Source organism: Psychrobacter aestuarii (assembly GCF_904846035.1).
Classification (GTDB): Bacteria; Pseudomonadota; Gammaproteobacteria; order Pseudomonadales; family Moraxellaceae; genus Psychrobacter; species Psychrobacter aestuarii.
This window is the reverse complement of the sequence record NZ_CAJGYT010000001.1, coordinates 2,750,292-2,775,662: the sequence shown is the minus strand read 5'-3', so window position 1 is coordinate 2,775,662 and position 25,371 is coordinate 2,750,292. Positions and strand designations below refer to the sequence as shown.

Annotated in this window: 25 protein-coding genes; 4 read left to right on the top strand and 21 right to left on the bottom strand. The window is 52.1% G+C overall.

What is annotated here, in order from left to right:
- Window positions 1–291: 291 nt before the first annotated feature.
- A complete protein-coding gene (locus JMW05_RS11845; RefSeq protein ID WP_201505447.1) occupies window positions 292–1,068 on the top strand; it encodes a hypothetical protein in 777 nt (258 codons plus the stop codon).
- Window positions 1,069–1,185: 117 nt separating this feature from the next.
- On the opposite strand, the gene modB is transcribed toward JMW05_RS11845, so the two are convergent.
- The 19 genes from modB to pheA all read right to left on the bottom strand — a co-directional run bounded on the left by modB (window position 1,186) and on the right by pheA (window position 20,539).
- A complete protein-coding gene (gene modB, locus JMW05_RS11840; RefSeq protein WP_201505446.1) occupies window positions 1,186–1,890 on the bottom strand; it encodes a molybdate ABC transporter permease subunit in 705 nt (234 codons plus the stop codon).
- A 24-nt stretch (window positions 1,891–1,914) separates the two neighbouring features.
- Window positions 1,915–2,721, bottom strand: a complete 807-nt coding sequence (gene modA, locus JMW05_RS11835) for a molybdate ABC transporter substrate-binding protein (protein WP_201505445.1) — start codon at window positions 2,719–2,721, stop codon at window positions 1,915–1,917.
- Window positions 2,722–2,776: 55 nt separating this feature from the next.
- A complete protein-coding gene (locus tag JMW05_RS11830) occupies window positions 2,777–3,289 on the bottom strand; it encodes a molybdenum cofactor biosynthesis protein MoaE (protein ID WP_201505444.1) in 513 nt (170 codons plus the stop codon).
- Window position 3,290: 1 nt separating this feature from the next.
- A complete protein-coding gene (locus tag JMW05_RS11825; protein ID WP_201505443.1) occupies window positions 3,291–3,563 on the bottom strand; it encodes a MoaD/ThiS family protein in 273 nt (90 codons plus the stop codon).
- On the bottom strand, window positions 3,560–4,114 hold the full coding sequence (moaC, locus tag JMW05_RS11820) for a cyclic pyranopterin monophosphate synthase MoaC (protein ID WP_201505442.1): 555 nt from the start codon (window positions 4,112–4,114) through the stop codon (window positions 3,560–3,562). The genes JMW05_RS11825 and moaC overlap by 4 nt, the downstream gene beginning before the upstream one ends.
- A gap of 22 nt (window positions 4,115–4,136) precedes the next feature.
- On the bottom strand, window positions 4,137–4,658 hold the full coding sequence (gene moaB, locus JMW05_RS11815; RefSeq protein ID WP_201505441.1) for a molybdenum cofactor biosynthesis protein B: 522 nt from the start codon (window positions 4,656–4,658) through the stop codon (window positions 4,137–4,139).
- A gap of 76 nt (window positions 4,659–4,734) precedes the next feature.
- Window positions 4,735–5,757 carry a GTP 3',8-cyclase MoaA gene (moaA, locus tag JMW05_RS11810; protein ID WP_201505440.1) on the bottom strand — a complete coding sequence of 341 codons (1,023 nt, stop codon included), beginning with the start codon at window positions 5,755–5,757 and terminating at the stop codon, window positions 4,735–4,737.
- A gap of 170 nt (window positions 5,758–5,927) precedes the next feature.
- The gene (locus JMW05_RS11805) at window positions 5,928–7,226 is read right to left on the bottom strand and encodes a molybdopterin molybdotransferase MoeA (protein WP_201505439.1); all 1,299 of its coding nucleotides are present in this window, start codon (window positions 7,224–7,226) and stop codon (window positions 5,928–5,930) included.
- 129 nt (window positions 7,227–7,355) lie between these two features.
- Window positions 7,356–8,021 carry a nucleotidyltransferase family protein gene (locus JMW05_RS11800; RefSeq protein WP_201505438.1) on the bottom strand — a complete coding sequence of 222 codons (666 nt, stop codon included), beginning with the start codon at window positions 8,019–8,021 and terminating at the stop codon, window positions 7,356–7,358.
- A gap of 18 nt (window positions 8,022–8,039) precedes the next feature.
- A complete protein-coding gene (locus JMW05_RS11795) occupies window positions 8,040–9,197 on the bottom strand; it encodes an XdhC family protein (RefSeq protein WP_201505437.1) in 1,158 nt (385 codons plus the stop codon).
- Complete coding sequence (locus JMW05_RS11790) at window positions 9,197–11,617, bottom strand: xanthine dehydrogenase family protein molybdopterin-binding subunit (RefSeq protein ID WP_201505436.1); 2,421 nt, start codon at window positions 11,615–11,617, stop codon at window positions 9,197–9,199. The genes JMW05_RS11795 and JMW05_RS11790 overlap by 1 nt, the downstream gene beginning before the upstream one ends.
- Before the next feature lie 2 nt (window positions 11,618–11,619).
- Complete coding sequence (locus JMW05_RS11785) at window positions 11,620–12,612, bottom strand: FAD binding domain-containing protein (protein ID WP_201505435.1); 993 nt, start codon at window positions 12,610–12,612, stop codon at window positions 11,620–11,622.
- On the bottom strand, window positions 12,609–13,286 hold the full coding sequence (locus JMW05_RS11780; RefSeq protein ID WP_201505434.1) for a 2Fe-2S iron-sulfur cluster-binding protein: 678 nt from the start codon (window positions 13,284–13,286) through the stop codon (window positions 12,609–12,611). Before JMW05_RS11780 ends, JMW05_RS11785 begins: the two co-directional genes overlap by 4 nt.
- Before the next feature lie 418 nt (window positions 13,287–13,704).
- Window positions 13,705–14,220 carry a 2-amino-4-hydroxy-6-hydroxymethyldihydropteridine diphosphokinase gene (locus tag JMW05_RS11775; protein WP_201505433.1) on the bottom strand — a complete coding sequence of 172 codons (516 nt, stop codon included), beginning with the start codon at window positions 14,218–14,220 and terminating at the stop codon, window positions 13,705–13,707.
- On the bottom strand, window positions 14,207–14,590 hold the full coding sequence (gene folB, locus JMW05_RS11770) for a dihydroneopterin aldolase (protein ID WP_201505432.1): 384 nt from the start codon (window positions 14,588–14,590) through the stop codon (window positions 14,207–14,209). Before folB ends, JMW05_RS11775 begins: the two co-directional genes overlap by 14 nt.
- Window positions 14,591–14,605: 15 nt before the next feature.
- Window positions 14,606–15,580, bottom strand: coding sequence for an EamA family transporter RarD (rarD, locus tag JMW05_RS11765; RefSeq protein ID WP_227691527.1), 975 nt, complete (start codon window positions 15,578–15,580; stop codon window positions 14,606–14,608).
- A gap of 146 nt (window positions 15,581–15,726) precedes the next feature.
- Complete coding sequence (locus JMW05_RS11760; protein WP_201505431.1) at window positions 15,727–18,036, bottom strand: bifunctional prephenate dehydrogenase/3-phosphoshikimate 1-carboxyvinyltransferase; 2,310 nt, start codon at window positions 18,034–18,036, stop codon at window positions 15,727–15,729.
- A 61-nt stretch (window positions 18,037–18,097) separates the two neighbouring features.
- Window positions 18,098–19,222: a histidinol-phosphate transaminase gene (gene hisC / locus JMW05_RS11755; protein WP_201505430.1), complete on the bottom strand. Its 1,125-nt coding sequence runs from the start codon at window positions 19,220–19,222 to the stop codon at window positions 18,098–18,100.
- A gap of 141 nt (window positions 19,223–19,363) precedes the next feature.
- Window positions 19,364–20,539, bottom strand: a complete 1,176-nt coding sequence (pheA, locus tag JMW05_RS11750) for a prephenate dehydratase (RefSeq protein ID WP_201505429.1) — start codon at window positions 20,537–20,539, stop codon at window positions 19,364–19,366.
- Window positions 20,540–20,926: 387 nt separating this feature from the next.
- Here pheA and JMW05_RS11745 point away from each other — a divergent pair, with 387 nt between their 5' ends.
- Window positions 20,927–21,868 carry a transaldolase gene (locus JMW05_RS11745; protein WP_201505428.1) on the top strand — a complete coding sequence of 314 codons (942 nt, stop codon included), beginning with the start codon at window positions 20,927–20,929 and terminating at the stop codon, window positions 21,866–21,868.
- A gap of 130 nt (window positions 21,869–21,998) precedes the next feature.
- Here JMW05_RS11745 and JMW05_RS11740 read toward each other — a convergent pair whose 3' ends face one another.
- On the bottom strand, window positions 21,999–22,541 hold the full coding sequence (locus JMW05_RS11740) for an adenine phosphoribosyltransferase (RefSeq protein WP_201505427.1): 543 nt from the start codon (window positions 22,539–22,541) through the stop codon (window positions 21,999–22,001).
- A 287-nt stretch (window positions 22,542–22,828) separates the two neighbouring features.
- On the opposite strand from JMW05_RS11740, the gene JMW05_RS11735 reads away from it, so the two are divergent.
- Together JMW05_RS11735 and JMW05_RS11730 are read left to right on the top strand one after the other, a co-directional pair.
- On the top strand, window positions 22,829–22,993 hold the full coding sequence (locus tag JMW05_RS11735; RefSeq protein WP_199507880.1) for a rubredoxin: 165 nt from the start codon (window positions 22,829–22,831) through the stop codon (window positions 22,991–22,993).
- Between the two features lie 12 nt (window positions 22,994–23,005).
- Window positions 23,006–24,091 carry an alpha/beta fold hydrolase gene (locus JMW05_RS11730; RefSeq protein WP_227691526.1) on the top strand — a complete coding sequence of 362 codons (1,086 nt, stop codon included), beginning with the start codon at window positions 23,006–23,008 and terminating at the stop codon, window positions 24,089–24,091.
- 120 nt (window positions 24,092–24,211) lie between these two features.
- On the opposite strand, the gene JMW05_RS11725 is transcribed toward JMW05_RS11730, so the two are convergent.
- Window positions 24,212–25,225 (bottom strand): WG repeat-containing protein, encoded by a 1,014-nt coding sequence (locus tag JMW05_RS11725; RefSeq protein ID WP_227691525.1) that lies wholly within the window; start codon window positions 25,223–25,225, stop codon window positions 24,212–24,214.
- Between the last annotated feature and the right edge of the window lie 146 nt (window positions 25,226–25,371).

Genomic DNA, 25,371 nt, shown 5'->3' with positions numbered 1-25,371 from the left:
CATTGTCAAAATATTTTTAAGAACATTTGTTTTTATATTAATTTTTATATATCATTATTATTATCACTTTTATGTAATACATATGTTAAATTACAAGCAGTCACACCCAACCCTTCTGTACGCAATGCATGCGTCAGACCTACAGACGCTCCGTACTAATACACTAGTAAACATTGTTAAATTTTTTAGCGCTACATTGATATGATTTTGAGAACGTTTTGACACATTTATATGAATAACAAGCAAGCCTTTCTTTACACGATAGAAGACAACCTGTCTGGGTGATATTTCATGTTTAAAATAAGCAATAAATGGTCGTCGGCGCTGCTCCTGACCTTTTTGGTTCATGGCATTTTTTTTATTGTCATTTACACCCATGTCAATCTGCGCCAAAGCCATACTGACCCGCTGACGCAGTCAACCACCCTGATTCGTCACACCTATGACACCAGTACTGCGCCTGTGGTACTGGATACCCTCAGCGAGCGCCAAACCATCACGGCTGCCGACAGTCAAAATCAATCTAAAAAAAGCATGAATAAAGAGGGTATGGTTAGAGAGGACGTCAATAAAGAAACTACGGATAAAAAAAGACAGGCTAAAGAAGACAGTGCGGACGATACGGCTATGCAGCGTAGCACCAAACCCGTAACAGGCAACACATCAAGTACCAGCACATCAACGGCCTCCGCTAATCGTGAGTCTGAACCACGCAGTACAGCGCAGACCGCCAGCACCACGGCAATGGGAAAAGAAGCACTGCCACGGCAAACTATCGCTGAGTCAGGCGCGGACACCGCCCCCTCTATCGCCACACTACAAGCAGAAGCGGGGCTGCTAGCAGCAGACACCGCGCAAGCACCTACGACGGCTCAAAAAATCGTCACCGCCGAGACACACAATAAAGCGAAAGCCGAAGCCGAAGCCGTGAATCAAGAACTGCGCGCAGCCATCGCGATGGTAAAAGAGCGCAATCAGCAGCGCATCAGCCAAAGCAATACCGCAGTAGATGTGCCTACAAACACGCAGCCGAATGCCGATGCATCGGTCATTGACACGGCACCGTAAAATTCAGACAAATAGGCATTAAAAAGACAGCTATAGAGAGAAAGACAAATAACAAGAAAAGAAAAGTGAGATAAAAAAAGTAAGAAAAGTCAGCTGTTTAAAAAATATACAGCCAAGCTATGATGACGCGCGCGGCATATGACGACTGACCGTAGCAATCAGCGCAATCATCAACATCGCCATAACAATCAGCAGCATGGACAACAGATGCGCCGTACCATAGTTCAGCGCCTCGACCTGCTCATATATCGCAATAGACACCACCTTGGTCTCGCCAGCAATACTGCCGCCAATCATCAACACCACACCAAATTCGCCAATGGTATGGGCAAAGCTGACCAGCGCCCCAAGTAACATACCGACCCGTGCTTGTGGCAACAGCGCCACCCAAAAACGCCGATACCAACGTGACTCAAGCAAAGTCGCCACTTCAAGAACACTGCTAGGAATACGAGCAAACTGCGCATAGACAGGCTGCACATAAAAGGGAAAGGAATACAAAATAGAGCCAATCACCAAGCCTTGAAAGCTAAACGCCAAGCTTGGGATGCCATGGGCACTCAGCCAGCGCCCCACTCCAAAATTGGGACTCATAAACAGCAATAAATAAAAGCCAAGCACCGTCGGCGGCAGTATCAAGGGCAGCGCAATCACCCCCATCAGCACAATCTTTAGTCGTCTTACGGCACTCAGACGGCTGGGACGTGCCAGCCAATACGCAAGCGGCGTGCCAAGCAGCAGCAAGCACGCCGTCGTCACCGCAGCCAGCTTAATACTGACCCATAATGGCAAAAGTATCTCTGGCAGCGCCGCTGTCATCATATCAGCACCCAATATACCGCCTATTTATTGCGCATCTGACACAGGCAAATAGCCTGAGCGTGTGAGAATATCCTGTGCCTCAGCCGACTGCAAGTGTCGCGCAAACCCTTGTGCAGCGGGCTTGTCTGACAGCACAATTCCATCTTGTAACAGTGCAGGATAACCAGCGACGGGCAGCACTGTATACGCTGACTTTGGCGTCTTTGTTGCCACAAGCTGTGACAGTGCGACAAAACCATAGTCCACGCTACCGCTGTGCGTGTACTGAAACGCTTGTCCGATATTCTCCGCTTGTATGGTCTGTACATTTTTGGGTAATGATGCGCCTTGACTTGCCTGCTGCAAATAGTGTGCTGCCGCCGCGCCATAAGGGGCAAGTTTGCCATTGGCTAAGGTTATTTTGAGCGGCGTGGTCGTACGGTATAAGGCAGGTACGGTGTTCGCGGTCGGCGCGCCCAAAGGCTGCGTGATGCTATAAAGCGCAAGCTGCCCACGCGTATAGCTAAAAGGCGCTGTACCCACGTGCGTCGCTGCAAGCTTGGCAGGAAAGTCTTGATTGGCAGACAAGAACACATCATACGGCGCGCCCGCCTCAATCTGAGCATACAGCTTGCCTGAAGAGGCGTACGTCACATCGATGTCGGTGACCGCGATGTCCGCTTGCGCTTGGCGCTGCTGATACGCCTCGATAATGGGCGGCAGCACGTCTGACATATTGGCTGCCGCAGCAATGCGAATGTGAGCGACATCCTTAGTATCCTCGGTATCTGAGGCTTGCGAGTCACAGCCTGCCAGCGTTACCCCCGCAAGACTTGCCAACAATATGCCCATAGGCAACGCGCGCGTATAGGGTCTGCCGCGCTTTTTATGTGCCTGATGGCTTGTCTTATCCATTATTGCTCAGCCATTGACTGCTGTCGTCTGCGTAGTATTCTTGCTTCCACACAGGGATATCGGCTTTGATGGTGTCCAGTATCCAGCGGCAGGCATCAAATGCAGGATAACGATGCGCGGAGACCACGCCTATCCAGACTGCCATATCGCCGATAGCCAGTTCGCCGATACGATGTACCGCCACCGCGTGCGTGATGTCAAAGCGCGCTTTGGCCTCGCTCATAATCGCGCGCCCTTGATTGAGCGCCAATGCTTCATAGCCATAGTAGGTCAGACGCTCGACCGCTGCGGCGTTGTTATGGTTGCGTACCCAGCCTTCAAAACAGGCAAACGCACCGCAGCGCTCATCATCGAGCATATCTTTGAGGCGCTGCGCGTCAATCGGTATGTCTAATAAGGCAAAGCCGTCTTGATACGCGAGGTGATAAGCGCTGTCGGTATCCCCTTTGATGCGTAAGGCGGGCGTGTGAGCGTCGGTTGCTAAGGTTGAAGGTGCTTTTGTCATCTTAGCCCCCCGCCACAGGTGGAATAAATGCCACCCAATCGCCGTCTTGTAGCACCGTCGTCCACGGCGCAAAGTCGTCATTCACCGCCACGCGCAGCTCACGGTAGGGGCGCGTGATGCCGTAGCGCGCCTGAATCTGCGCATACAGCTCGGTCAATGAGCTGTCGGGCGCGATATGCACCACGTCTTCATGACGTCCTGTCGCCTCAGCCACAGACGCAAAATACAACAGATGCACCGTAATAGGCGCACGTTCGGTGTGCTGCGTACTCATAGCGTCCCCTCTTGATAAGCATAATCCGACTTGCCGCCAGTTTTTTGTACCAGATGTACCCCATCAATCATGATGTCGTGCGACAGCGCCTTGGTCATGTCATAGATGGTCAGACACGCCACGCTGACCGCTGTCAATGCTTCCATCTCAACCCCTGTCTTGTGGGTTACTTTGACCGACGCGCGTACTGAAAAGGCATGCAGCGCATCATCAAACACAATCGTCAAATGCACGCTGTCCAGTGGGAGCGCATGGCACAGCGGTATCAGCTCATGCGTACGTTTGGCTGCCATAATACCTGCGATATGCGCCGTCTGTGCGATGCTGCCTTTTTTGGTCATCCCATCGGCGGCCTTTATCGCCGCATAAATGTCTTGCGGAAAACGCACATAGCCTTGGGCATGGGCTTCTCGGCGCGTGGCGCTTTTGCCACCGACATCGACCATATGAATGTTGCCTGAAGCATCAAGGTGCGAGAGCGTCTTTGCAGTATTGTCGTTGTTATCGTTTGAATGGTTGTTATTGTCTGGCGTATTTGGTTGGTTATACATAGCAATTGGGCACACAGCAAGATTAATGAGTGGGGTTGGTACGCAAAAAGTGCGCGACAAAGTTACATGGGCGTGTACGGTTGTCGAGCTGAGCTTTTAAGATGCCTTCCCAGCCTGTCTTGCACGCCCCTGTCGAGCCAGGCAAACAAAAAATCCCTGTACCGTTTGCCATACCGCCGAGCGCGCGCGACTGTACTGTAGACATGCCAATGTCTTGTAGCGATAGCCAGCGGAACATTTCACCAAAGCCGTCAACGGTCTTGTCAAACAACACCTGCGCTGCCTCAGGCATGCTGTCTCGCTCATAAAAACCCGTACCGCCCGTGGTAATAATGGCATGAATGCTGTCATCAGCAATCCAGCGGCTTAAAATCGCGCGCGTCTGATAAATATCATCGGTACATAGCTCGCGCGCGGCCAACTGATGTCCCGCGTCCGTCAGCTGCTCTGCCAGATAGCGACCTGACTTGTCTTCGTCCAAGCTGCGGCTGTCAGATACGGTCAATACCGCGATGTTTAAAGGGATAAATTCGGCTTGGCTCATGGCTGCTCCTTTCCTTATTATGGTTATTGTGAGTGGTGTTTTTGATGATATATAAAAATGCTATTTGGATAGCAGCTTAACCGCCGATTAAAGACAGATTGTCCATAATGCCGCTGTTGTGCTCATGCAAATGGTGATGTGCAGGTTTAATCGGCATCAAGCGCTGTAGCTCTGCAATCAGCCCTGAGACGTCTTGATTGTGCAGGTAGTCGCGGATATCAAAGCTGCCTTGGTCAAACAAGCACAGATGCACTTTGCCATGACAGCTGACACGCAGACGGTTGCAGTTGTCACAAAAATGCGCAGCATAGGGTGCTATCACACCAATACGACCCAGATAATCAGGATGCGTATACTCTACCGCAGGCCCTGAGGCGGTCGCGCGCGGCAAGGCTTGCCAGCCCAACTGCTGCAAATACGCGGTAACCTGCGTCGACTGAGCGTGCTGCGCAAAAAACAACTCGCTGTTGTCACTGGTCTGCATAAACTCGATAAAGCGGTAGCTGACAGGGCGCGTTTTGACGTAATCTAGCGCGTCCATGAGGTTTTGCTCGACCGTCTCACTCATCAGCACGCTGTTGATTTTGAGCTTGATGTCCGTACTGTCTAGCAACATGTCCATATCGCGCAGCAGCTGCGGCAGTGTGTCCATACCCGTCATCGACGCAAACACCTTGGCATCAAAGCTGTCCATACTGATGTTCAACTGATTGAGCCCCGCTGCCTGCCAACCGCGCACATGCTTGCCAAGCTTATAGCCATTACTGGTCATCGCGACCGTCTCGATACCCCTCGTACCCGCCACCCGCTCAACAATCTCGCACACATCGCGGCGTATGGAGGGCTCGCCTCCTGTGATGCGCACTTTTTTGGTACCCAATCGTGCAAACGCCTGCACCAGCACCTCAATCTCCGCCACGCTCAGCTCATCGGTGGAGCGCTTGCCTTGATAGCCATCAGGCAGACAATACTCACAGCGAAAATTACAAAAATCGGTGATAGACAGACGCAAATAGGTCAACTGCCGCGCAAAGCTGTCTATCAACGCGGGCGTTGTTTTGGGTTGTTCTAAGGTGGGTACGTAGACAGAAGCTGGCAAGAAGTATCCTTATAATAATGTCGTTATCATTGTGTCGGTCGCTGCAGATACGCTTAGCACGTATCCACTGTGTGCGCTGTATACAAAACACGCTATGGCAGTATTTACACCCTCAGCATAGCATTGCTGCGCCTCAAAGTCGCGAAAGATGCCTAAAATGCTCGATGGATTTAAATAAAACACCACGGAAAAGGCTGTACCCATACCGACGTGCCTGCAGGCAACACGCTGCTGTCTTTATCCAAAATAGCCAGACAGTTGGCTTGGCTCAGCTGCTTAATACGGTGTGACTGCTGACCTGAAAAGCAGGTGACTTCAAAGCTGCCATCCGCCTGCCGTACCAGCTGCGCGCGCTGAAAATCGGTACGTCCTTTGGCTTTTTTGGTGTCTGCACTGAGGCGCGCCTGCAGCGTCAATGGCGTCAGCATGCCCGCTTGAGTCACGCCCGCCAAGCGCCACAGCGCGGGTATCACAAATTGCATCGCACCGACCACAGCGGACAGCGGGTTGCCTGGCAGCCCAAAGTATAAGACAGGCACGGCGCTGTTTTTATTTAACTCCCCAAAGACAAAAGGCTTGCCTGGTTTCATCGCCACTTTATAGTGATTGATTTGACCAAGCGCTTCGATGACGCTGGTCAGATAGTCATAGTCTCCGACTGAGACCCCAGCCGTTGATACCAGTATGTCACAGGACTCTACCGCTTGCTGGACGGTCGCTTTGGTTTGTGCCAAATCATCAGCGATGATGCCGTAGTCTTTTACCACTATGGGCAAGTCTGCAAACAGCTGTTTTAAGGTGGGTGTATTGGCATCATAAATCTGTGCTTCATGCGTTAGCGGCTGCCCGACAGCGACCAGCTCATCCCCCGTCGCTAGGATACCGACCGTGAGTGGACAATAGACGGTGACCTCAGCGATACCGAGCGTGGCAAGCAAGCTGATGTCTGTTGGCGTGATGCGCTGCCCTGCCGTCAGTACAGCCTCGTCTTGGGCAATCTCATCGCCTGCAAAGCGAATATACTTGCCCGCCTCTGCCGCCTCATCTAAACGAATCTCATAGCTGTGCTGGTGTGTATCCGCTGGGGCGTCAATATTCTCTGACGTACTGACGCGCGTTGCTTCTTCTTGAATGACAATGGTATCACACTCACTGGGTACGACCGCACCTGTAAAGATACGCACGCCTTGTCCTGCCTGCACGCGCCCTTGATAGGGACTGCCTGCTTTGGATTCGCCGATGATGTTAAGCGTCTGCCCTGCATCCGTGCTACTGCCTGCAGCAATCGCGTAACCGTCCATTGCCGAGACGTTCTGTCTGGGTACGGCAAATGGGGCGCTGACTGCTGCCGCTAAAATATGGTTAAGGCTGTTATCAAGATGAACAGACTGCGTAGCGAGCGCTACTTGTTGATGATAGGTGTGGATACGCTGCATGATGGCGGTTTGCATCTGCTCAATACTTATCATATTTTTTCCTCACTACAGGCACTCGATGGGTACTTAGATATTTAAGTGTTTAGATATCAGGTACTCAGGTGCTGTCATTTTTATTATTTATTGTTTGTTCGCTGTGTGCGGCACAGTCGTTATTCTGCCTTATCTGACATCTATCCAGCCTGCAGTACTGGCTTTCGCCAACTGTTCAGGCGTATCGATATCCAACATCAAGTCATCATTATCGATGACCGCTTTGTCTTGATTGTCTGCGCGTATCAGGTGGCGCAGCCCCTGATCCCCAGCGAGCTGCGATGACCATACGGACAACAATGCGCCAGATACCACGACAGGCAGCCCAAGCACACGCGTCGTCTGATATTCATCTGCCCAGTAGCGACTCACCGCAAGCTCAGACGCACTCCCGAGTAGGGCACATAAATGGGCGCTGTCGATGTGTATCTGATCAACGCCCATAATTAATACGCGCTGGCACGTCGCAGCATGAGTACGCACACTTTCGATACCCAGCTGCAAACTGTGCGCCATGCCCAAATGGCTGCTGTCATTGGTTACGATATGCAGGCATTCAGAAGGAATGTCAGCACACTTGGCTGCCCGCGCGACATCAGGCAATGCCTTAGGTACGACCACAATCACATGCTGCGGCGCGCTTGCCCATGCCGTCTGTACCATCTGCGTGATAAGCGGTAGACCCTGTTGCTGTAGCAGCTGTTTGGGCGTGCCCAAGCGCTGACTCAAACCCGCCGCCAAGAGTATCACCGCATGCGCATTCGTCTGTGTTGTTTTGTTATCGCTGTGTGTCATGGCTATCCATACTCTTATTTAGACACGGTCGAGCGTTTTAGATGGGCTTGGCGCAGCGCTATTGCTGTGGGTGCTGTGCAGTACCTCTTGCATCTGCGCCATGATACCAAGCGCTAAGGCTGCCGCCCCATCGCCGCCCAGCTTATAGCCGATAGGATAGTGCAGCTTGTCCAAGCCTGCGAATGATGCCGCTGGGTCTTGCTCACGTATTTCTTCAAGCAGTCGCTCGGTACGATAAACAGGACCGAGCTGCCCCAAATAATGGTAATGCTCAGGATATGGCAACAGTGCTTGCAAGCGGGCGCGGTCTTGGCTCAGGCTGTGTGACATCAAGGCTATCGCCGCACCGCGGCTAAGCGTTAACAGCGTGTCGGTGTCGCCGAGTGACACGCACTGAACGCTGTCTGCCGCCATAAAGCGTGCGCGCGTGGCATAGTGTGCGCGGCTGTCTATCACGGTGACGTGCCAGTCCTGCATTTTTGCCATAACTACCAGCGGCGGCACGTCCGTACCTGCCCCGCAAATCAAGAGACGCAGCTGCGGACATAAGCGCTGTACCAGCCACGTATTGCCTTGCGCGGTCAGCACATAGCGGCTGTCGCCAGTCAATGTGCCTTTATCTTGTAGCTCTGCCGCCACGTGTAACAAATTTGCGTGTTCATTAGCGTCTGGTGCAGACGTCTTTTCCGTATTATCAAGCCACAATCTTGCGCCCACAGGAAGTGCTGTGACATCAGGGTTTATCTTTGAGCAGTTTGGCTGTACCAAAGTCGCCACAAGCGCTGGCTGCTGCGTATCTCTCACCTGACGAATGCGTGATAATAGCGGCGCTGCTGTCGATAGGCGCTCAAAGAGCACATGCACACGACCATTACAGCCCAGCCCAAAGTTTAAGGCGTCGTCATAATCGTCGTCATCCGTATCGCCATCGCCAGTTTGGTAGACTTGTACGATACTGCCAGTACGCGTTAACCAAAAGGCGCGCTTGATGATATGCGGCTCAAGACAGCCGCCGCTTATCATGCCCACCGAACGCCCATCTTCACAGATGAGCATCATCGCCCCTGCCCGTCTATAAGCCGAGCCTTCGGTATGTACCACGGTGGCCAGCACCGCGTCCACACCATCACGCTCAGCCGTCTGGGCAAGGTGTAATAAATCGCTCAGCTCAGACATTAAGCGCTCGCTGGCTCATCAGGCAGCTGATCGAGCAGCTTGTCTAGCGTAATCGGGAAGTCGTACACCCGTATACCCACCGCGTTGTATACCGCATTGGCAATCGCCGCCGCTGCGCCTGAAATGGCGGTCTCACCAATACCCTTGATATGCATGGGGTTGGTATACGAGTCATCTTCTTCTACTAAGATGACTTCCAATTGCGGTACATCGGCATTCACGGGCACATGATATTCTGCCAAATCACGATTGCACAAGCGGCCATCGCGCTTATCAAAGATTAGCTTTTCCATCAGTGCCGAGCCAATACCGAACACCATGCCGCCATAGCACTGAGAGGTGGCGGTTTTTTGGTTGAGGATACGTCCAGCAGCAAAAGCACCTGTCATACGGCGCACGCGCACTTCACCTGTGACACGGTGTACCGCCACTTCGGCAAAGTTTGCACCGAATGAGGCTTGGCGATAGTTATCACCATTTTTACCGGGTTTGATTTTGCCTTTTGCGACCAGCTTTTGTTCCTCGTAATGGCTTAAAATATCCGCCAATGTATAACTGTTGTCGTTGTCAAAGTCATATTGCGCTTGGGTTGCCTCTGCCGCTTTGCCCGTTTTTTCATTAATACGTGCTTTGATATGCGCCGCCGCTTTACTGCCCGCTTCTTTTAGCGCATCGCTTACGCTTGGGGCATGGACGCCCGCTTCTTGTACGCGCCCTTCATGCAGCTGCATGGTGTCGCTGTATAGTCCGACGGTACTCGCCAGCTGCTCGCGCAGTTTTTCACACGCAAGACAGATACTGCTGCCCGCACTCGCCGCGCCAAAGCTGCCGCCACTGCCTGACGCAGGCGGCAAGTCACTGTCACCCAAGACCATCTCGACATCTTCGAGCGGTAAGCCCAGCATGTCGGCAGTAACCTGTGAAAATACGGTGTAAGAACCTGTGCCGATATCGGTCATATCGGTTTCGACCACAGCCTTAACGCCATATTTGGCATCCGCGTCTTTCTTTAGCGTCACGCGAGCTTCTGAGGGCTGCAAACTATTGCCACGCGAGGCAGCTGCCATGCCCATACCAATCCACCAATCACCTTCAAGGCGGCTGGCAGGTTTTTTCGGGCGCTCCGACCAACCGAATTGCTTGGCGGCAGTGTCCATACATTCAACCAATTTGCGCGTTGAAAATGGCACTTGCTGGCTGGGGTCTTCATCAGGCTCGTTTTGACGGCGCAGCTCGATGGGGTCAATGCCCACTTTTTCGGCAAGCTCATCCAGCGCACATTCAAGCGCGATTTGTCCAACCGCTTCGCCAGGAGCGCGCATTGACCCTGATAAGGTTTGGTTGGTATCGACCATTTGGTATTTTACGCGGCGGTTGTCACCACGGTATAGATAATGGGTAGACAGCGCCGATGGCTCAAAAAACGCCTCATCAGGCAAATTGCTTGAAGTGCTTTCGTGAATGATGCTGTCAATAATGCCCGCTTGGTTGGCACCGATTGCCACGCGCTGGCGCGTGTTAGAGCGGCGCACTGTTGCGGACATCACCTGCGGACGCGTCATGACGATGCTGACAGGACGCTCAATCTCTTTAGCAGCAATAGCGGCTGCCACAAGCTCAGGCGCGATGCCCAATTTGCTACCAAAGCCGCCACCCACATAACGGGCGATAAGCTGGACGTTTTTGGTATCCATACCCAGTGCATCGGCGACTTGTTTTTTACACGACGCAATCATCTGATTGGCAGTATATAAAGTTAGATGCTCGCCTTCCCAGACGGCAACGGTCGCGTGTGGCTCCATCGCTGCCGCATTTTGGCTGGGTGTTTGGTAAATATGGTCAATGGTGATGGCGGCATTTTCTAGCGCTTTATCAGGGTCGCCTTGTTCGTTATTTTTGTCCGAGCCTTCTTTTTCATTGACGTCGTGTGCGTCGTTCAGCGCATTGTTAAAGTCCAATACCGCATTGTCGCTGTCGTCTTTATACTCAACGACCAAGGCATGCGCCCCAGCACGCGCCGCTTCAAAGCTCTCGGCAATCACGACCGCAATCGGCTGACCGTGATAAAAGACCTCTTTTGCCCCTTGTGTCGGGGCGACTTCCTTGGTGCCCTGCTGCGAATTGCGCAAAAAGCGCTCGCCATCGGTCACCACTTTAATGATACCGTCCATATCGTCCAGCGCACTGCTGTCAATCTCAGTGACCGTGCCTTTGGCAATCGTTGCGCCGACCAGCACGCCATAGGCTTGATTGTCGAGCTGTACTTCAGCGCTGTATCTGGCTTGACCACTGACTTTGAGCGCACCCTCTACGCGGCTGACATCGCTGCCGACCAGTTTGCTTTTGGTGTTGGCCAGCAGTGAGTCGACAGCCGAGTCCATGGTCATTTGTTTGGTAGGTTCTGATGTAAATAGCGCCATGGTTATGCTCCCTGTGTGCTGCACGCACGCTCAATGATTTGTTTTAATACGCGGCGGGTCAAAACGATTTTAAAATCATTTTGTCCAGAGCCTTTGGCGTCTTTTAATAAGGTGTCTGCGGCTTTGTTGATGGCGTCTTTATCGCCCATGGTGCCAACCAAGCACGCCTCTGCCGCTTCATCGCGCCACGGCTCGGTGCCGATACCGCCAAACGCCAGACGTACTGTTGTCAGCTTGCCTGTCTCATCTTTATCAATCACAGCCGCGCACGACACCAAGGCAAAGGCATAAGACGCACGGTCACGCACTTTGTCATAGGTGTGCATGCCTTTGAGTGGTGCAGGCAGTGTCACATGCGTGATCAGCTCGCCTGGCTCCAGCACGTTTTCTTTGTGCGGGCTGTCTTCAGGCAGTCGGTAAAAGTCTTTGATAGTGATACTGCGCGTGTCACCATTCGCCTTTTGCGTCTCGATGGTCGCATCCAGCAGGCGCATGGCAACTGCCATATCGGAGGGATGCTGCGCGATGCATGAGTCGCTCGTGCCTAAGATGGCAAGTGCACGGTTTTCACCCTCTATCGCAGGGCAGCCAGAATCTGGCTCGCGCTTGTTGCACGCGCTGTCGGTTTGATAAAAATAATAGCAGCGGGTACGCTGAAGCAGGTTACCGCCTGTGGTCGCCTTGTTGCGCAGCTGTCCTGACGCGCCCGCCAAAAGCGCACGCGACAATACAGGATAGTTGGCAATCACTGCAGGATGCGCGGCAAGGTCACTGTTGGTGACCAGCGTACCGATACGCAGTCCGCCATCCTCTAGCGTCTCAATTTGTTGTAGCTCAAGGCGCGTGATGTCCACAAGCTTAATGGGCGTCTCAATCTCAAGCTTCATTAAATCGAGCAGATTGGTACCGCCTGCAATAAATGCGCTGCCATGATGGGCGGCGGCTTGACTGGCATCACTGGTCGTGCTGACGCGTTGGTATTCAAACTGTCTCATGCGTCCGCTCCTTGTACTTGCGCTTTGGTTTCGGCTAGGCTATCGCTGGTTGCTTTTGGCTTGCTGTGCAGCTGTGCGTCGCTGGCAGGTGGTGACCAGATGCCACTGACGACGCCCGTCTTGGTCGCCGCATCAGTACCCATGTCCGCGCTGTCTGCTACGCCCACCTTTGCGTCCAGCACTTCTTTGATGGCTTTGATGATGTTGGGGTACGCCGAGCAGCGACAAATATTGCCACTCATACGCTCAGCGATTTCTTGGATTTGTAACACATCGGGCACTTGCAAGTCGCTACTGACATGGCTTGGCCACTGGGCTTTAACCTCATCAATCAGTGCCGTTGCCGAGCAAATCTGCCCTGGCGTGCAATAGCCGCACTGAAAGGCATCGTGCTTTTTAAAGGCTTCTTGCAATGCCGATAGGTCATCGGGCATACCCACGCCCTCAATGGTGGTAATCTCGTCACCGTCATGCATGACCGCAAGGGTCAAACAGCCATTGATGCGGCGACCGTTCACCAGCATGGTACACGCACCGCACTGTCCGTGGTCACAGCCTTTTTTGGCGCCCGTTAGGTTTAGGTGATGGCGACACACATCGAGTAGCGTCGTTCGAGGGTCGAGGTCTGGCAGCTCGTAGCGCTGCTTATTTATAGTCAAGGTCAAAGTAGACATGCTGGCTTTCTCGCTGGCAAATGAAGTTAAAAAAATAAAAGAAATGACGATGCTTGTTATGGTTGCGTTCGCTATTGATACATTTATTTAAAATAAAGTCGGTCGGTTTAAAAACTCTAAAAATACTGTGTGCATCTTTTTGTCTAACTACTGATTTAACCATGCTCATTTGCAGCGCTTGGTTATTTCATAACGTGTTTTTGTAGTTTATTGATAAGATAGGCGGTAGTTTTGTGCGCCGTGGCGGCTTTGACTAAAGCCTGTATTAGTCAAGCAGTGGCATCAGCTTGGCCGCAATATTTTTGCTAAACGCTGGGGGCAATTTTTGATACTGTGCAAGCCGCGCTTATTAGTAGACCGATGTTAAAAAGGTCATAAAAAAAGCGCCCTATCTGGACGCTTTTTTGGTTTTGATATTTTATATACGTTGTAAATTCATATAAGACAATAAGGCATCGATGCCAATACGCTCATGCGCTTTTAGGGGCACGCGGTTACTCAAAAGCTGCCAGCGGGCATCAGGCGTTGATGCGTGAATCAATAAGATATCAATGTCCATCGTCACCAGACGTATCTTATCGGCATGACGCGCTGTATCTGGTATGCGGCAGCGCTCGCACGCCGACTCCAGTCCTGCAAATTTGCGCTGCAACGCGGTGAGTGTCTGCGGGGTGTCGAGGCGCAGATACACACACTGATTGACGTAGTCAGGTTTTGGGCGCTCAGCGCTCGCCGTAAAGTCAGGGTTTTGGTACGCCTCAGAGTAGTGCGCCGCGCCGAGCGTTGCCAGCGCTTCATGCACGCGCGCCAGATGCTTTGCGGCGTCATGGTTGCTGCCGAGTGCCAGTACCACCTCACCAAGCGCAAGCGTACGGACTTCTTCAGACGTGGTCGTTATTAGCGTATCGAGCGTTTGCGCCTCACGTGTCATCATGATTTACCGCATGGCGCGTGATTTGTACGCCTACCGCCTCAGCCGCCCCTATCGCAGTGGGTTTGGCGATACTCAGCGTCACCTTGGTACACGGATAGCCTGCCAGCAGCTTTTCGGCGATGGCTTCGGCAAGGTATTCGATGAGCTGCGCCTGCATCGACTGACACCAGTCGGTCACATCATCGCACACCGCTTTGTAGTTTAGTGCATCGACCACATCATCAGACGCCGCCGCCTTACGGATATCCGTCTCCAGCGCAATATCAATACGCAATGGCTGGGTGATGGCGCGCTCCCACTCATAGACACCGATGACCGCCTTGACCTCAAGCCCTTTTACAAAAACCACATCCGATTGGGTGTGCAACATAGTCTTATCCCTTGTTTACAACGTGTCTGTGTTATGCGTATTCAGCACAGCGGCTTTCGCCTGCTTTTTGGGGCGGTGTCGCCACAAGTCGATACTAAATAAAAGCAGACCGAACCAAATCAAGCCAAACACCGCCAAGCGCTTGGTATCAAATGGCTCATGATAATAAAATACCGCCAGTAAGAAAATAAAGGTCGGCGTTAAGTAATTCATAAAGCTCAAAATACTGTACGCCACTTGCTTGGTTGATTTGTTAAATAAAAGCAGCGGAATCAGGGTCACAGGTCCTGCCAACATCAACAGCCAAATCGAGGGGCTGAACCAAAAGTCCAAATGACTGCTTGCCACCCCCGCCTGCCAAAACCACCAAACACACACGGGCACCAGCATCGCTGTCTCAACGAACATCGCATCCAGCGCTGCAAGGGGCGTCTGGCGCTGAATGGTGCCATAAGTGCTAAAGGTGAACGCCAAAATCAGCGACACCCACGGCAGCTTGCCGAGCGCCAACACCTGAATCAATACCGACAAGAGCGCAAAGCCAATCGCCACCCATTGCAGGGTACGCAAGCGCTCTTTGAACAATATCATCGACAGAGCGACCCCCACCAAAGGACCAATAAAGTAACCGAGACTCGCCTCCAAAATCATATCGTGGGTGACGGCCCATACATAGGTCAGCCAATTGCTGGTAATAATCAAGCTCGATATCAGGCTAATCAACAGCCATCTTGGCTGCTGCTTTAAGATGCCAATCCAGCGCCAGCGCTTGGTAATGGTCAACACCACGAGCAAACACACGAACGTCCATACGATACGGTGCCCGATAATCTCGACCGCATCGTACATCGCCAGCTGTTTAAAATATAAAGGAAACGCGCCCCAAATAAAAAAGGCGGTCAGCGCGGTCAGCACGCCACGTCTGGTAGTGACGACCGTGTTTTTTTTGACGATTTTGGGCATGTTCGCCGTGTCGTGTGTAGTAGCCATGAATACAACTTAAAAAAAATATGGGTCTAGCGCCGCAGCTTAGACCCAATTGATATCAGACGCCCTAAAACAGATATGTCCGAACACCTAAAACCGATCCCTTACCAAGCGCGGACACTTTATTCACATGCACGCGCTGCCGTACTTTATGCCTCGGTCGACTCTGATTCTGTGACCGTAATGGCCATACCCACTTGATTGGCAAGACCAGCAAAGTCAGGGAAGCTGGTATTGACCGTTTCAGTCCCCTCAATCGTGATGGTGTCTGAAGCTCGCAAGCTCGCCACCGTAAAGCTCATCGCGATGCGGTGATCATGGTGCGAGACGATATGTCCGCCGCCAAATACCGCAGGATAGCTGCCATCGGTCACGCCTTTACCGTTGATAATCATGCCATCTTCGGTCACTTCGCAGTCAATGCCCAAGGTCTGTAGACCTGTCGCCATCACCGCGATGCGGTCAGACTCTTTGACGCGCAGCTCTTTTGCGCCTGTCAATACGGTACGTCCGACCGCGCAGCTCGCCGCGATAAACAGTACAGGGAACTCATCAATCGCCAGCGGCACCAAATGCTCAGGAATCTCAATACCCACGAGCTGTGAGGCACGAATGGTAATGTCCGCCACTGGCTCGCCACCGACGTGCGTTTGATTGCTTAGGGTAATGTCCGCTTGCATCAGCTTTAAGATGTCAATGATGCCCGTGCGCGTGGGGTTGATGCCCACTTGCTTTAAGGTCAGCTCGCTGTTTTGGCTAATCGCCGCTGCGACCATAAAAAATGCCGCTGACGAGATGTCCGCAGGTACGGCGATATCGCATGCCGTCAATGTGCCGCCACCTGTCACGCTGATGCGGTTGCCATCGACGGTCACAGGATAGCCAAAGGCTTGTAGCATACGCTCGGTATGGTCACGGCTGACTTCAGGCTGGGTCACGCTGGTTGTGCCCTCGGCCCACAGACCTGCTAAGAGCAAGCACGACTTAATCTGCGCCGATGCCACAGGCATATCATAGTCAATGCCCTTTAGCGTCTCGCCTGCGGTAGCGCGACCAGTGATGCTAAGAGGCGCTGTGCCCTTCTCGCCTGTGCTTTGGATAATCGCGCCCATTTGACGCAGGGGCGCGGCGACACGCTCCATCGGGCGTTTGGTCAAGCTGGCATCGCCTGTCAATACGCTGTCAAACGACTGCGCCGCTAAAATCCCAGACAATAGGCGCATACTGGTGCCCGAGTTGCCCATATAAATCGGCGTTTTGCTCGGCTTTAAGCCATTCATGCCCACACCATGAATCACAAGCTCGCCATCGTGCGGACCTTCAATGGTCACGCCCATATCACGAAACGCCTGCAAGGTCGCAAGCGCATCTTCCCCTTCCAAAAATCCTGTCACCCGCGTCACGCCTTCGGCAAGACTGCCAAGCATGATGCTGCGGTGTGAGACCGATTTGTCACCAGGAATGGCAATCGTGCCTGAAACCGTGGTACTGGGAGTGATGGTATAAGAAGCTGACATAGTAGAGGTATCCGTATAAGGGGTGCTGGATAGCATATGACCAAAGTGTCGCCGCGCCGCTTGTGCCCGACCCAGTAACCCCATCAGGGCGGTTGAGTCTTTTTGCACAATGAGCGTACGCAGGTGCTGTAAATAATCGTTATAAGTGTCTAATGCCTTAATAATGGCATCGTCATTGGCAAAGAAAATATCATGCCACATTTTAGGGTCGCTTGCAGCAATGCGCGAAAAGTCACGAAACCCGCCTGCAGCATAGCGAAACATATCCAAATTGTCATCATGCCCCGCGAGCTGCTCAACCAAATTAAAAGCAAGCAGATGCGGCAGATGGCTGGTGTGCGCCAGTATCTGATCGTGACGGGTCGCGGACATGGTCATCACCTGCGCGCCGATGGCTTCCCAAATGCGGCAAACGGTGGTGATGGCTTTGGCAGCGCTGCTCTCAAGCGTGCAAACAATCACGCTATGATTGACAAACAAGGTCGCACGGCGCGCGTGATAGCCTGAATGCTCCGCCCCTGCAATCGGATGCGCAGGCACCAGTCCTGTCGGCAATGCACCAAAGGCCGCCTGCGCCGCCTCAATCACATTGACTTTGGTGCTACACACATCGGTAATAATACAATCAGACGCAATCAAGCCTGCCCTCATGGCCGCTGCAATGTCGTTCATCACCGCAGGCACAGTCTGCACAGGCACGGCAATCACAATCATATCACTGCCTGCGACCACATCGCTCAGCACGGCGCTGCCTGCTTGTAGCAGTCCATCATCCATGGCTTCGGCGAGGCTCAACGCATGGCGGTCAACCGCGACGATACGCGGGCTTAATCCATGGTCTTTAATCGCCTGTGCGACACTGGCACCAATGAGTCCCAGCCCAATGACGCAGACTTGTTGGCTCAGTGGGGACTTGTTTGGTTTTCGCTTGGGGTTGTACATAACGCGGAACTTTTTTCTCTTAGCGCAGCGCGCTTGGGTTGGGTGATGGGCGGCAGACTCGTTATACCGAGTCGTTGTTTAAAATATAGCTTAGAGTATCAATCAAGCGCAGGTTGTCTTCAGGCAAACCGACAGTAACACGCAGCCAGCCCGCTAACCCATAGCTGACCAATGGACGTACAATCACCCCTTGCTCAAGCAGAGCGTGATAAATCGCCAGCGCATCGGTAATCTCTACCATAATAAAGTTGCTCGATGAGCGTACGAACGCCAAACCTAAGGCGTCAAACTGCTTTTCAAGCCAGCGCATCTGCTCTTTGTTGTTTTGATAAGCGCGTTTGATAAAGTCTTGGTCAAGCAAGGCGGCACGAGCAGCAGCAAGCGCCAAACGATTGACATTAAACGGCTGGCGCACACGGTTCAATACCGTTGCGACCGCGTCACTGCTGAGCGCATAGCCCACGCGCAGTCCTGCCAGCCCGTACGCCTTTGAAAACGTGCGCACGATGACCACATTATCAAAGTCATCGAGCAGCGAGCTGTTATTGCTCTCAGGGCTGTACTCGATATAGGCTTCATCGAGCACCACCAGCACCGAGCTTGGCAGCGCACTGACAAAATCAAAGAGCGCTTGGTGCGTGAGCAGCGTGCCCGTCGGGTTGTTGGGATTGGCAATAAACACCATTTTGGTATTGGCATTGGCTTTGACAGCCGCGAGCATCGCTGGCAAGTCGTGACCAAAGCGCTGCGCGGGCACTTCTATGGCTGCTGCGCCTTGTAACTTGGCGACCATGCCATACATGACAAAGGCATACTGGCTGTAGACCACCGCATCTTGCGCACTCACAAAGCCGCGCGCCAACATCGACAGCAAATCGTTAGAGCCATTACCAAGCGTGATGGCAGTAATGGGCATTTGCGTAAAGTCAGCCAAGACCTGTTTTAGCTCATAGCCGTCGTTATCAGGATAGCGCGACAACTGCCCAAGCTGTTCGGTGATGGCTAAGGTCACATAAGGCGAGCAGCCCATTGGGCTTTCATTGCTCGCAAGCTTTACCACATCCTGAACTTCATACTCTCGCGTCAGCTCTTCGATGGGTTTTCCCGTCTGATACGGGGCGACATCGAGTATGCTGTCAAAGGCTGGAGAGACCATGTTGGTGTTCGGTGCTGAAGTCGGCTGCATAGGGTGTCCTTATTATCGATGAGGCTGCAACGGTTTGTAGCAGCGCATCATCTGTATCGCCTGTTGTCGTTATACCGTTGTTATCGTTATTTTGTCGCTATTTTTTACGGCTATCACCACACTGACCCGTTACGCCACCGTTTATAGTACCGCCTTCGGGTATGAGCCTAAGATGCGCACGTCTTTAACCATAGGGCGAATCGCCTCAATCGCAGCGGTGACGTTGGCATCATCAATGTGCCCGTCCATATCAATAAAGAACACGTACGCCCACTTGTTTGGACGCTCAGGGCGGGTTTCGATACTGGTCATCGACACCCCATGCTCGGATAAAGGCTTTAGAATCTCAATCAGCGCGCCTGCTTTGTCATGTGCTGAGACCACGATAGAGGTCTTGTCTTGACCTGATGGCGCGACCGCTTCGTGACCGATGATTAAAAAGCGCGTGGTGTTGCTGGGGTTGTCTTCGATGTTTTCATACAATTTGTGCAAATCGTACTCTACAGCGGCGACATCGCCTGCGATGGCGGCTGAGTGCCATTCATTTTTTAGGCGGCGTGCGGCTTCGCCATTGCTAGAGACGGCAACGCGCTCAATGTTTGGAAAGTTCACATCGAGCCAATGACGACACTGCGCGAGCGACTGCTGATGCGAATAAATGCGGCTCAGGCTGTCTACTTTGGTATGCTCTGCCACCAAGAAATTTTGGTGAATCGGCAGCTCAACTTCGCCAATGATTTTTAGCGTTGATGATAAAAAACCATCCAAGGTATGGTTGACCACGCCCTCTGACGAGTTCTCAACAGGGACAACGCCATACGCGGCCGTGCCTGCTTCAACTTCGCGGAACACATCGGTAATGGTAGCAAGCGGCATGGTATCGGCGGCTTTGCCAAAGTGCTTTAGCGTAGCGGCGTGCGTAAAGGTGCCAATCGGTCCCAAAAAGGCGATGCGCTGCGGGGCTTCTAAATCGAGGCACACTGACATAATTTCACGGAACAGCCGCGCCATCTTGTCATCAGCGATAGGTCCTGTGTTGCGCTCCATAACGGCTTTTAACACTTGGGCTTCACGCTCAGGGCGATAAAAGATGGGGTTTTTGTGGCTCTTGGCGTCTGCATCACTGACGGTTTGTTTTTTATAAATCGCGACATCTTGCGCCAATTTGGCGCGGTCGTTAATCATGTTATGAATCTGGATATCGAGCGCGTCAATCTGCTCACGCAACGCCGTCAAAGGCGATTGCTCGGTCGCGGCGGCATTGGTTTCTTCTGGGTTTTGCGTGGTCGTTTGTGGGTTTGCTGATTGCTCGCTCATTACCGCCTATCCTTTTAGAACTGTTGTTATCGCTGTGGGTTGTGATGCGTCATCACGATGATAAGATTGGATACTAATACATTTTTTACATAAATTATAGCCGCAACTGCGAAATAGCCGTAGCGCCGCCCTATCAGACTGCCAAACGGCTTGCTGTGCGCCGCATATCGCCCTACTATAGCAAAATCTCGATACACTGCCCATGACAAATCATCAAAAGCGCACAAAATCCCAGCGCTGCGAGGATGTCCCGTCTGTCGGCAAAAAACGCCCCGTATCGCACAATCTATGATACAGTTTTAACAGCGTCGGTTTGCTGGCGAGCGCCAAATAAGCCCGACGGCTTTCGCTTTTCGTATTTTTGACAATAAATAATAAGGACATTCAATGAGCGCACTACAAGAGCTTTGCACCATGACCACTATCGTTGCCGATACAGGCGACTTGCGTGCCATTGCTCGTTTAACGCCTGTGGACGCGACCACCAACCCAAGCCTGATTACCAAAGCACTGATGCACCCAGACAATCAGTCGATGCTGGCGGAGACCATGAGCCGCCATGATGGCGATATTGATGCGGTGATTGATGCGCTGACCGTACAGCTCGGCTGTGATATTTTAGATTTGATTGATGGGCGTGTGTCTACCGAGGTCGATGCCCGCTTGTCTTATGACACCGAAGCTACGATAGCAAAGGCGCTCAGCTTCATTGAAGCGTACAAAAAAGCGGGCGTGGATACCGAGCGTGTGTTGATTAAGATTGCAGCGACATGGCAGGGCATCGAAGCGGCGCGCTATCTTGAGACCCAAGGCATTCATTGCAACCTAACCTTGCTGTTTGGTCAGCATCAAGCCGCTGCCTGTGCGGATGCGGGCGTGACACTGATTTCACCGTTCGTTGGGCGTATTTTGGATTGGCAAAAGCGCCAACAAAACCGTCAAGACATCCCGATTGATGAAGACATGGGCGTAGAGTCGGTCAAGCTGATTTATCAATACTACAAACAGCACGATTATAAGACCCAAGTGATGGGCGCAAGCTTTCGCTCAACCGAGCAAGTATTGGCATTAGCGGGCTGCGACTTATTGACCATCGCGCCTGATTTGCTCGATGCGCTCGTCGCCCTTGATACGCCTGTAACGCGTCAGCTGTCGCCAAGTATGGCAAAAGCCATGCCGCCGATGACCAAGATTCATTTGAGTCATGAGGATTTTAACAACGCCTATCAGCAAGACAAAATGACCCAAGATTTATTGCCAAAAGGTATCGATGGCTTTATCAGTGCGCGTGAAGAGCTGGCGCAAAAGCTGGCAAGTATGCGCCGCTGATTCATCATAAACCCTTTATGATTAAACATAAAAAAGCGCCATTATCTGTCGGTAAGGGCGCTTTTTTAGCGAACGGTTTTTACGATTGATAAGTCATGCACAATACGTTATCAACAACACACAGCAGTCGTTATGCTTGCAATACGCTATACACAGGTACAGGCAGCGGCTCGTGTAGGTCGATTAAATCAAGCAGCACAAGCACGCCGACCACGGTATGTTCGGCAGAATGGCATAGGGTGTGCGCTGTATTGAGCGTACCACCAGTAGCGAGGATATCATCAACAAGTAAGACGCGCTCAGGCGGCAGGTTGTTTTGCATCTCAAGGGTGTCTTTGCCATACTCTAGCGCGTAGCTCTTATTGGCTACAGGAGGCGGCAGTTTGCCTGGCTTACGCAGTAAAATCATACCTTTACCCAAGCGACCTGCCAGCAGGCTTGCAAACACAAAACCGCGCGCCTCGACCGCACCCAGACAATCCACCTCATCCATCAAGCCTTCAGGCAACGCGTCCAATAAAGCATCAATCAGCTCGTCTACATGGCTGCGCAGCAAGGGCGTGATGTCATAAAAGTCGATACCTGGCTTTGGAAAGTCAGGCACCGTACGAATCAGTTGCCAAAGTGGATGGTCTTTACTGGTGTTTACAGATGGCGTCGCAGGTGCGCTCATAATAACCCTTACTCTTACAAATCAACAATGATTGCGCCCGTATCAAAGACCAGCGATGACCAACAAGCCCGCTAAAGCTTGGTCACAGATGGGTCTGACTGGCGCGTGGCGGGCGTTATCATAGCATAATTGTGCGCGTTTATTCTCCCCCCTACTCTTGATAAGCGTAAAAGCATCTCAATATACAAGTGTAAACTTAAACACGTGGCATCAAGATATATGCTACACTACGTGCGTTTTTGCGGCCTGCATAGGCTGACAAAGAGGTACTGACAATAGGACTGAATATGAAACGTTATGAATGTATCGTCTGTGGCTGGATTTATGATGAAGCCCTAGGCTGCCCTGAAGAAGGCATTGCACCAGGTACAAAATGGGACGATATCCCTGATGACTGGACCTGCCCTGAATGCGGCGTGGGCAAACTCGATTTTGAGATGGTAGAACTTTAAGCAGGAGCGCTTATGATGCACTCACATTCTCATACCGAACCTACCGAGCCGCGCTCAGACGCTGACGCGTCGGCGGTCACTGATACCGCTGACCATGCTGATGGCAGCTGTGAGCGCGTCACCAACTACCCTACGCCTGAGTGGCAAAAATTCGGCGCACACAACTGGTGGGCGTCGGATTTGAGCGACCATTTGTATCAGACGATGATTGATATTGGCGATCATATCGAGCTGTGTGTCGAAGCAGGGGGCAACCCCAACAACCCACCGCTATTATTGGTGATGGGACTTGGCTCGCAGATGGTCTTTTGGCCAGACGGCTTTATCAAGCGCTTGATTGACGCAGGCTTTTTTGTCATTCGTTTTGACAACCGCGATATCGGTCTGTCCTCAAAGGTACAAATCGATGGCTTACCACGTGTCAGTCAGCTCAAAATGATGCTGCGCTTACAAACAGGCTTGTCCAACAAGTCTGAGCCTGTCGCTTATAATCTGACCGACATGGCAGAAGATACCGTACGCCTGATTAAGGCATTGAACCTTGGCAGCACGCATCTGATGGGCGCGTCAATGGGCGGTATGATTGCCCAAATAGTCGCGGCGCGTTACCCAAGTTTGGTGCAGCGTATGGCGCTGTTATTCACCACCACCAATCGCGCGTTTTTAAGCCCGCCGCGTCCACGTCAGCTGTATACGCTGATTAACCGTCCTGAGAGCCACTCTGAGCGCGACATTGTCCGCCACAGCGTATGGTTTATGAAAACGGTTGGCACGCCTGGGCATGTCAATGTCCGTACGGTGCGCGAAATTGCAAAACTGCGTTATCAGCGTAACTTCCATCCGCTGGGCACCGTGCAGCAGCTCAACGCGATTTTGTCGTCAGGCTCTATTGCCCGCTTTAGCAAGCAAGTCAAAGCGCCGACCATCGTTATCCATGGTAGCGCAGATGGTCTACTGCCCGCCTCGCAAGGGCGTGTGGTGGCTAAGACCATTCCGAATGCCAGCTTTCACCTTATCGAGGGTATGGCGCATGACATTCCGACTTACTACCAGCCGTATTTGGTCACTTTGATTAAAAACCATCTGTCAGGCAGCTGAATGATACAAGACCAGCTGCTGTATAAAACGGAAGCTCTCCGTTAGACTATGGCTGACGGCAATAAAAAAAGAGACGCGCTGACGTCTCTTTTTTTGTGCTTATTTTTTATACTTACAACGTTAAGACGGGCACGGCAGCGACACATTGGCTTTATTGATGCACATACGCTCGCCTTGCTGCGACATACCGACCCACGCGACACCATTTTTGAACACCCACGCAGGCGGCGCGTCCGTCTGTGCCTGACTCAAGCGCATGTCGTTTTCATAGTCAAATGGTATGACCACATCGCCACCTAAGTTCAAAAAGCCCCACGTATTCTCAATACGTACCGCCGCCAGACCTTCAGAAAACGGGCGCACTTCATCAAAAGAATAGGTAATCATAATCATCCCATCATCATCCACAAAACCCCAGAGCCCATCTTGTTGATGCGGGTTTAAAGTGGTGAATGGCGCGTGCCGAGGCGGTGCGGCTTTCGCTTCCATAGGTTCTGCGACCGCCGCTGCACGTTCACTGGCAGGGTTTTTGGGCGCAGGCTTTGCCTTGGTGCTGGGCGGCGCGATTTCTTTACCATTGACATCGACTTGACGATTGCCTTGACGGCTCTCGATACGTGCTACCCCGCCGCGATAGTCACTGATATTGGTAATGCTGCTAGAAAAGGGTACAATAGTGCGGTTATTGGTATCAATCACGCCGTATTGACCACCCTTTTTGACAATGATGCGCCCGTCGGCAGCGGCACGCGCCCACTGATTGCCGCCCAACTGGTCATACATGGGCGCTATCACCTCACGTCCTTGCAGATTGATATAACCCACGCGACCATTTTTAAGGACAGGCATCACGCCTGAGGCAACTTTGTCGACAGCGACTGTCTGATAAGCGCTCAAATTAACCACTGGCTTGCCGCTTTTGTTAATCAATGCGACTGGCTCGCCATAGTCTTTGATGGCTAAAAAGAGAGCGCTGTTTGGGATACACGAGACGTTTTTATAATAACTTTTGGGCAGTTTACAACTGGCTGCCTGCGCGGATGTGCCAGCGAGCATCCCTGCCACACACACGCTAAAAATGGCGGCAGAAGTACCCCAAGTGGACGTGGTAAAAGAGCGAACAAGACGGAACATGGCAATACCTATATCAATAATCAAAATCAGTAATAAAAACGAAAAACACTCAAAACGCGCCGTACAAACCTGCACGTCACAGCAATAATTAAAAAACAAACAAACCGCGCCGCATCACCAGCGTATAACGCCTATGATGTGGGTGG

What these genes read in the sequence shown, in the direction of transcription:
- moaC (WP_201505442.1), bottom strand. Translation starts at nt 4,114, where the DNA reads ATGTATAACCAACCAAATACGCCAGACAATAACAACCATTCAAACGAT.
- modA (WP_201505445.1), bottom strand. Translation starts at nt 2,721, where the DNA reads ATGGGCATATTGTTGGCAAGTCTTGCGGGGGTAACGCTGGCAGGCTGT.
- JMW05_RS11845 (WP_201505447.1), top strand. Translation starts at nt 292, where the DNA reads ATGTTTAAAATAAGCAATAAATGGTCGTCGGCGCTGCTCCTGACCTTT.
- rarD (WP_227691527.1), bottom strand. Translation starts at nt 15,580, where the DNA reads ATGGCTACTACACACGACACGGCGAACATGCCCAAAATCGTCAAAAAA.
- JMW05_RS11785 (WP_201505435.1), bottom strand. Translation starts at nt 12,612, where the DNA reads ATGAGACAGTTTGAATACCAACGCGTCAGCACGACCAGTGATGCCAGT.
- JMW05_RS11730 (WP_227691526.1), top strand. Translation starts at nt 23,006, where the DNA reads ATGATGCACTCACATTCTCATACCGAACCTACCGAGCCGCGCTCAGAC.
- JMW05_RS11795 (WP_201505437.1), bottom strand. Translation starts at nt 9,197, where the DNA reads ATGTCTGAGCTGAGCGATTTATTACACCTTGCCCAGACGGCTGAGCGT.
- JMW05_RS11760 (WP_201505431.1), bottom strand. Translation starts at nt 18,036, where the DNA reads ATGTACAACCCCAAGCGAAAACCAAACAAGTCCCCACTGAGCCAACAA.
- JMW05_RS11735 (WP_199507880.1), top strand. Translation starts at nt 22,829, where the DNA reads ATGAAACGTTATGAATGTATCGTCTGTGGCTGGATTTATGATGAAGCC.
- JMW05_RS11745 (WP_201505428.1), top strand. Translation starts at nt 20,927, where the DNA reads ATGAGCGCACTACAAGAGCTTTGCACCATGACCACTATCGTTGCCGAT.
- JMW05_RS11800 (WP_201505438.1), bottom strand. Translation starts at nt 8,021, where the DNA reads ATGACACACAGCGATAACAAAACAACACAGACGAATGCGCATGCGGTG.
- pheA (WP_201505429.1), bottom strand. Translation starts at nt 20,539, where the DNA reads ATGAGCGAGCAATCAGCAAACCCACAAACGACCACGCAAAACCCAGAA.
- JMW05_RS11790 (WP_201505436.1), bottom strand. Translation starts at nt 11,617, where the DNA reads ATGGCGCTATTTACATCAGAACCTACCAAACAAATGACCATGGACTCG.
- modB (WP_201505446.1), bottom strand. Translation starts at nt 1,890, where the DNA reads ATGATGACAGCGGCGCTGCCAGAGATACTTTTGCCATTATGGGTCAGT.
- moaB (WP_201505441.1), bottom strand. Translation starts at nt 4,658, where the DNA reads ATGAGCCAAGCCGAATTTATCCCTTTAAACATCGCGGTATTGACCGTA.
- folB (WP_201505432.1), bottom strand. Translation starts at nt 14,590, where the DNA reads ATGTTGCACACCCAATCGGATGTGGTTTTTGTAAAAGGGCTTGAGGTC.
- JMW05_RS11725 (WP_227691525.1), bottom strand. Translation starts at nt 25,225, where the DNA reads ATGTTCCGTCTTGTTCGCTCTTTTACCACGTCCACTTGGGGTACTTCT.
- JMW05_RS11780 (WP_201505434.1), bottom strand. Translation starts at nt 13,286, where the DNA reads ATGTCTACTTTGACCTTGACTATAAATAAGCAGCGCTACGAGCTGCCA.
- JMW05_RS11740 (WP_201505427.1), bottom strand. Translation starts at nt 22,541, where the DNA reads ATGAGCGCACCTGCGACGCCATCTGTAAACACCAGTAAAGACCATCCA.
- hisC (WP_201505430.1), bottom strand. Translation starts at nt 19,222, where the DNA reads ATGCAGCCGACTTCAGCACCGAACACCAACATGGTCTCTCCAGCCTTT.
- JMW05_RS11805 (WP_201505439.1), bottom strand. Translation starts at nt 7,226, where the DNA reads ATGATAAGTATTGAGCAGATGCAAACCGCCATCATGCAGCGTATCCAC.
- JMW05_RS11825 (WP_201505443.1), bottom strand. Translation starts at nt 3,563, where the DNA reads ATGAGTACGCAGCACACCGAACGTGCGCCTATTACGGTGCATCTGTTG.
- JMW05_RS11830 (WP_201505444.1), bottom strand. Translation starts at nt 3,289, where the DNA reads ATGACAAAAGCACCTTCAACCTTAGCAACCGACGCTCACACGCCCGCC.
- JMW05_RS11775 (WP_201505433.1), bottom strand. Translation starts at nt 14,220, where the DNA reads ATGATGACACGTGAGGCGCAAACGCTCGATACGCTAATAACGACCACG.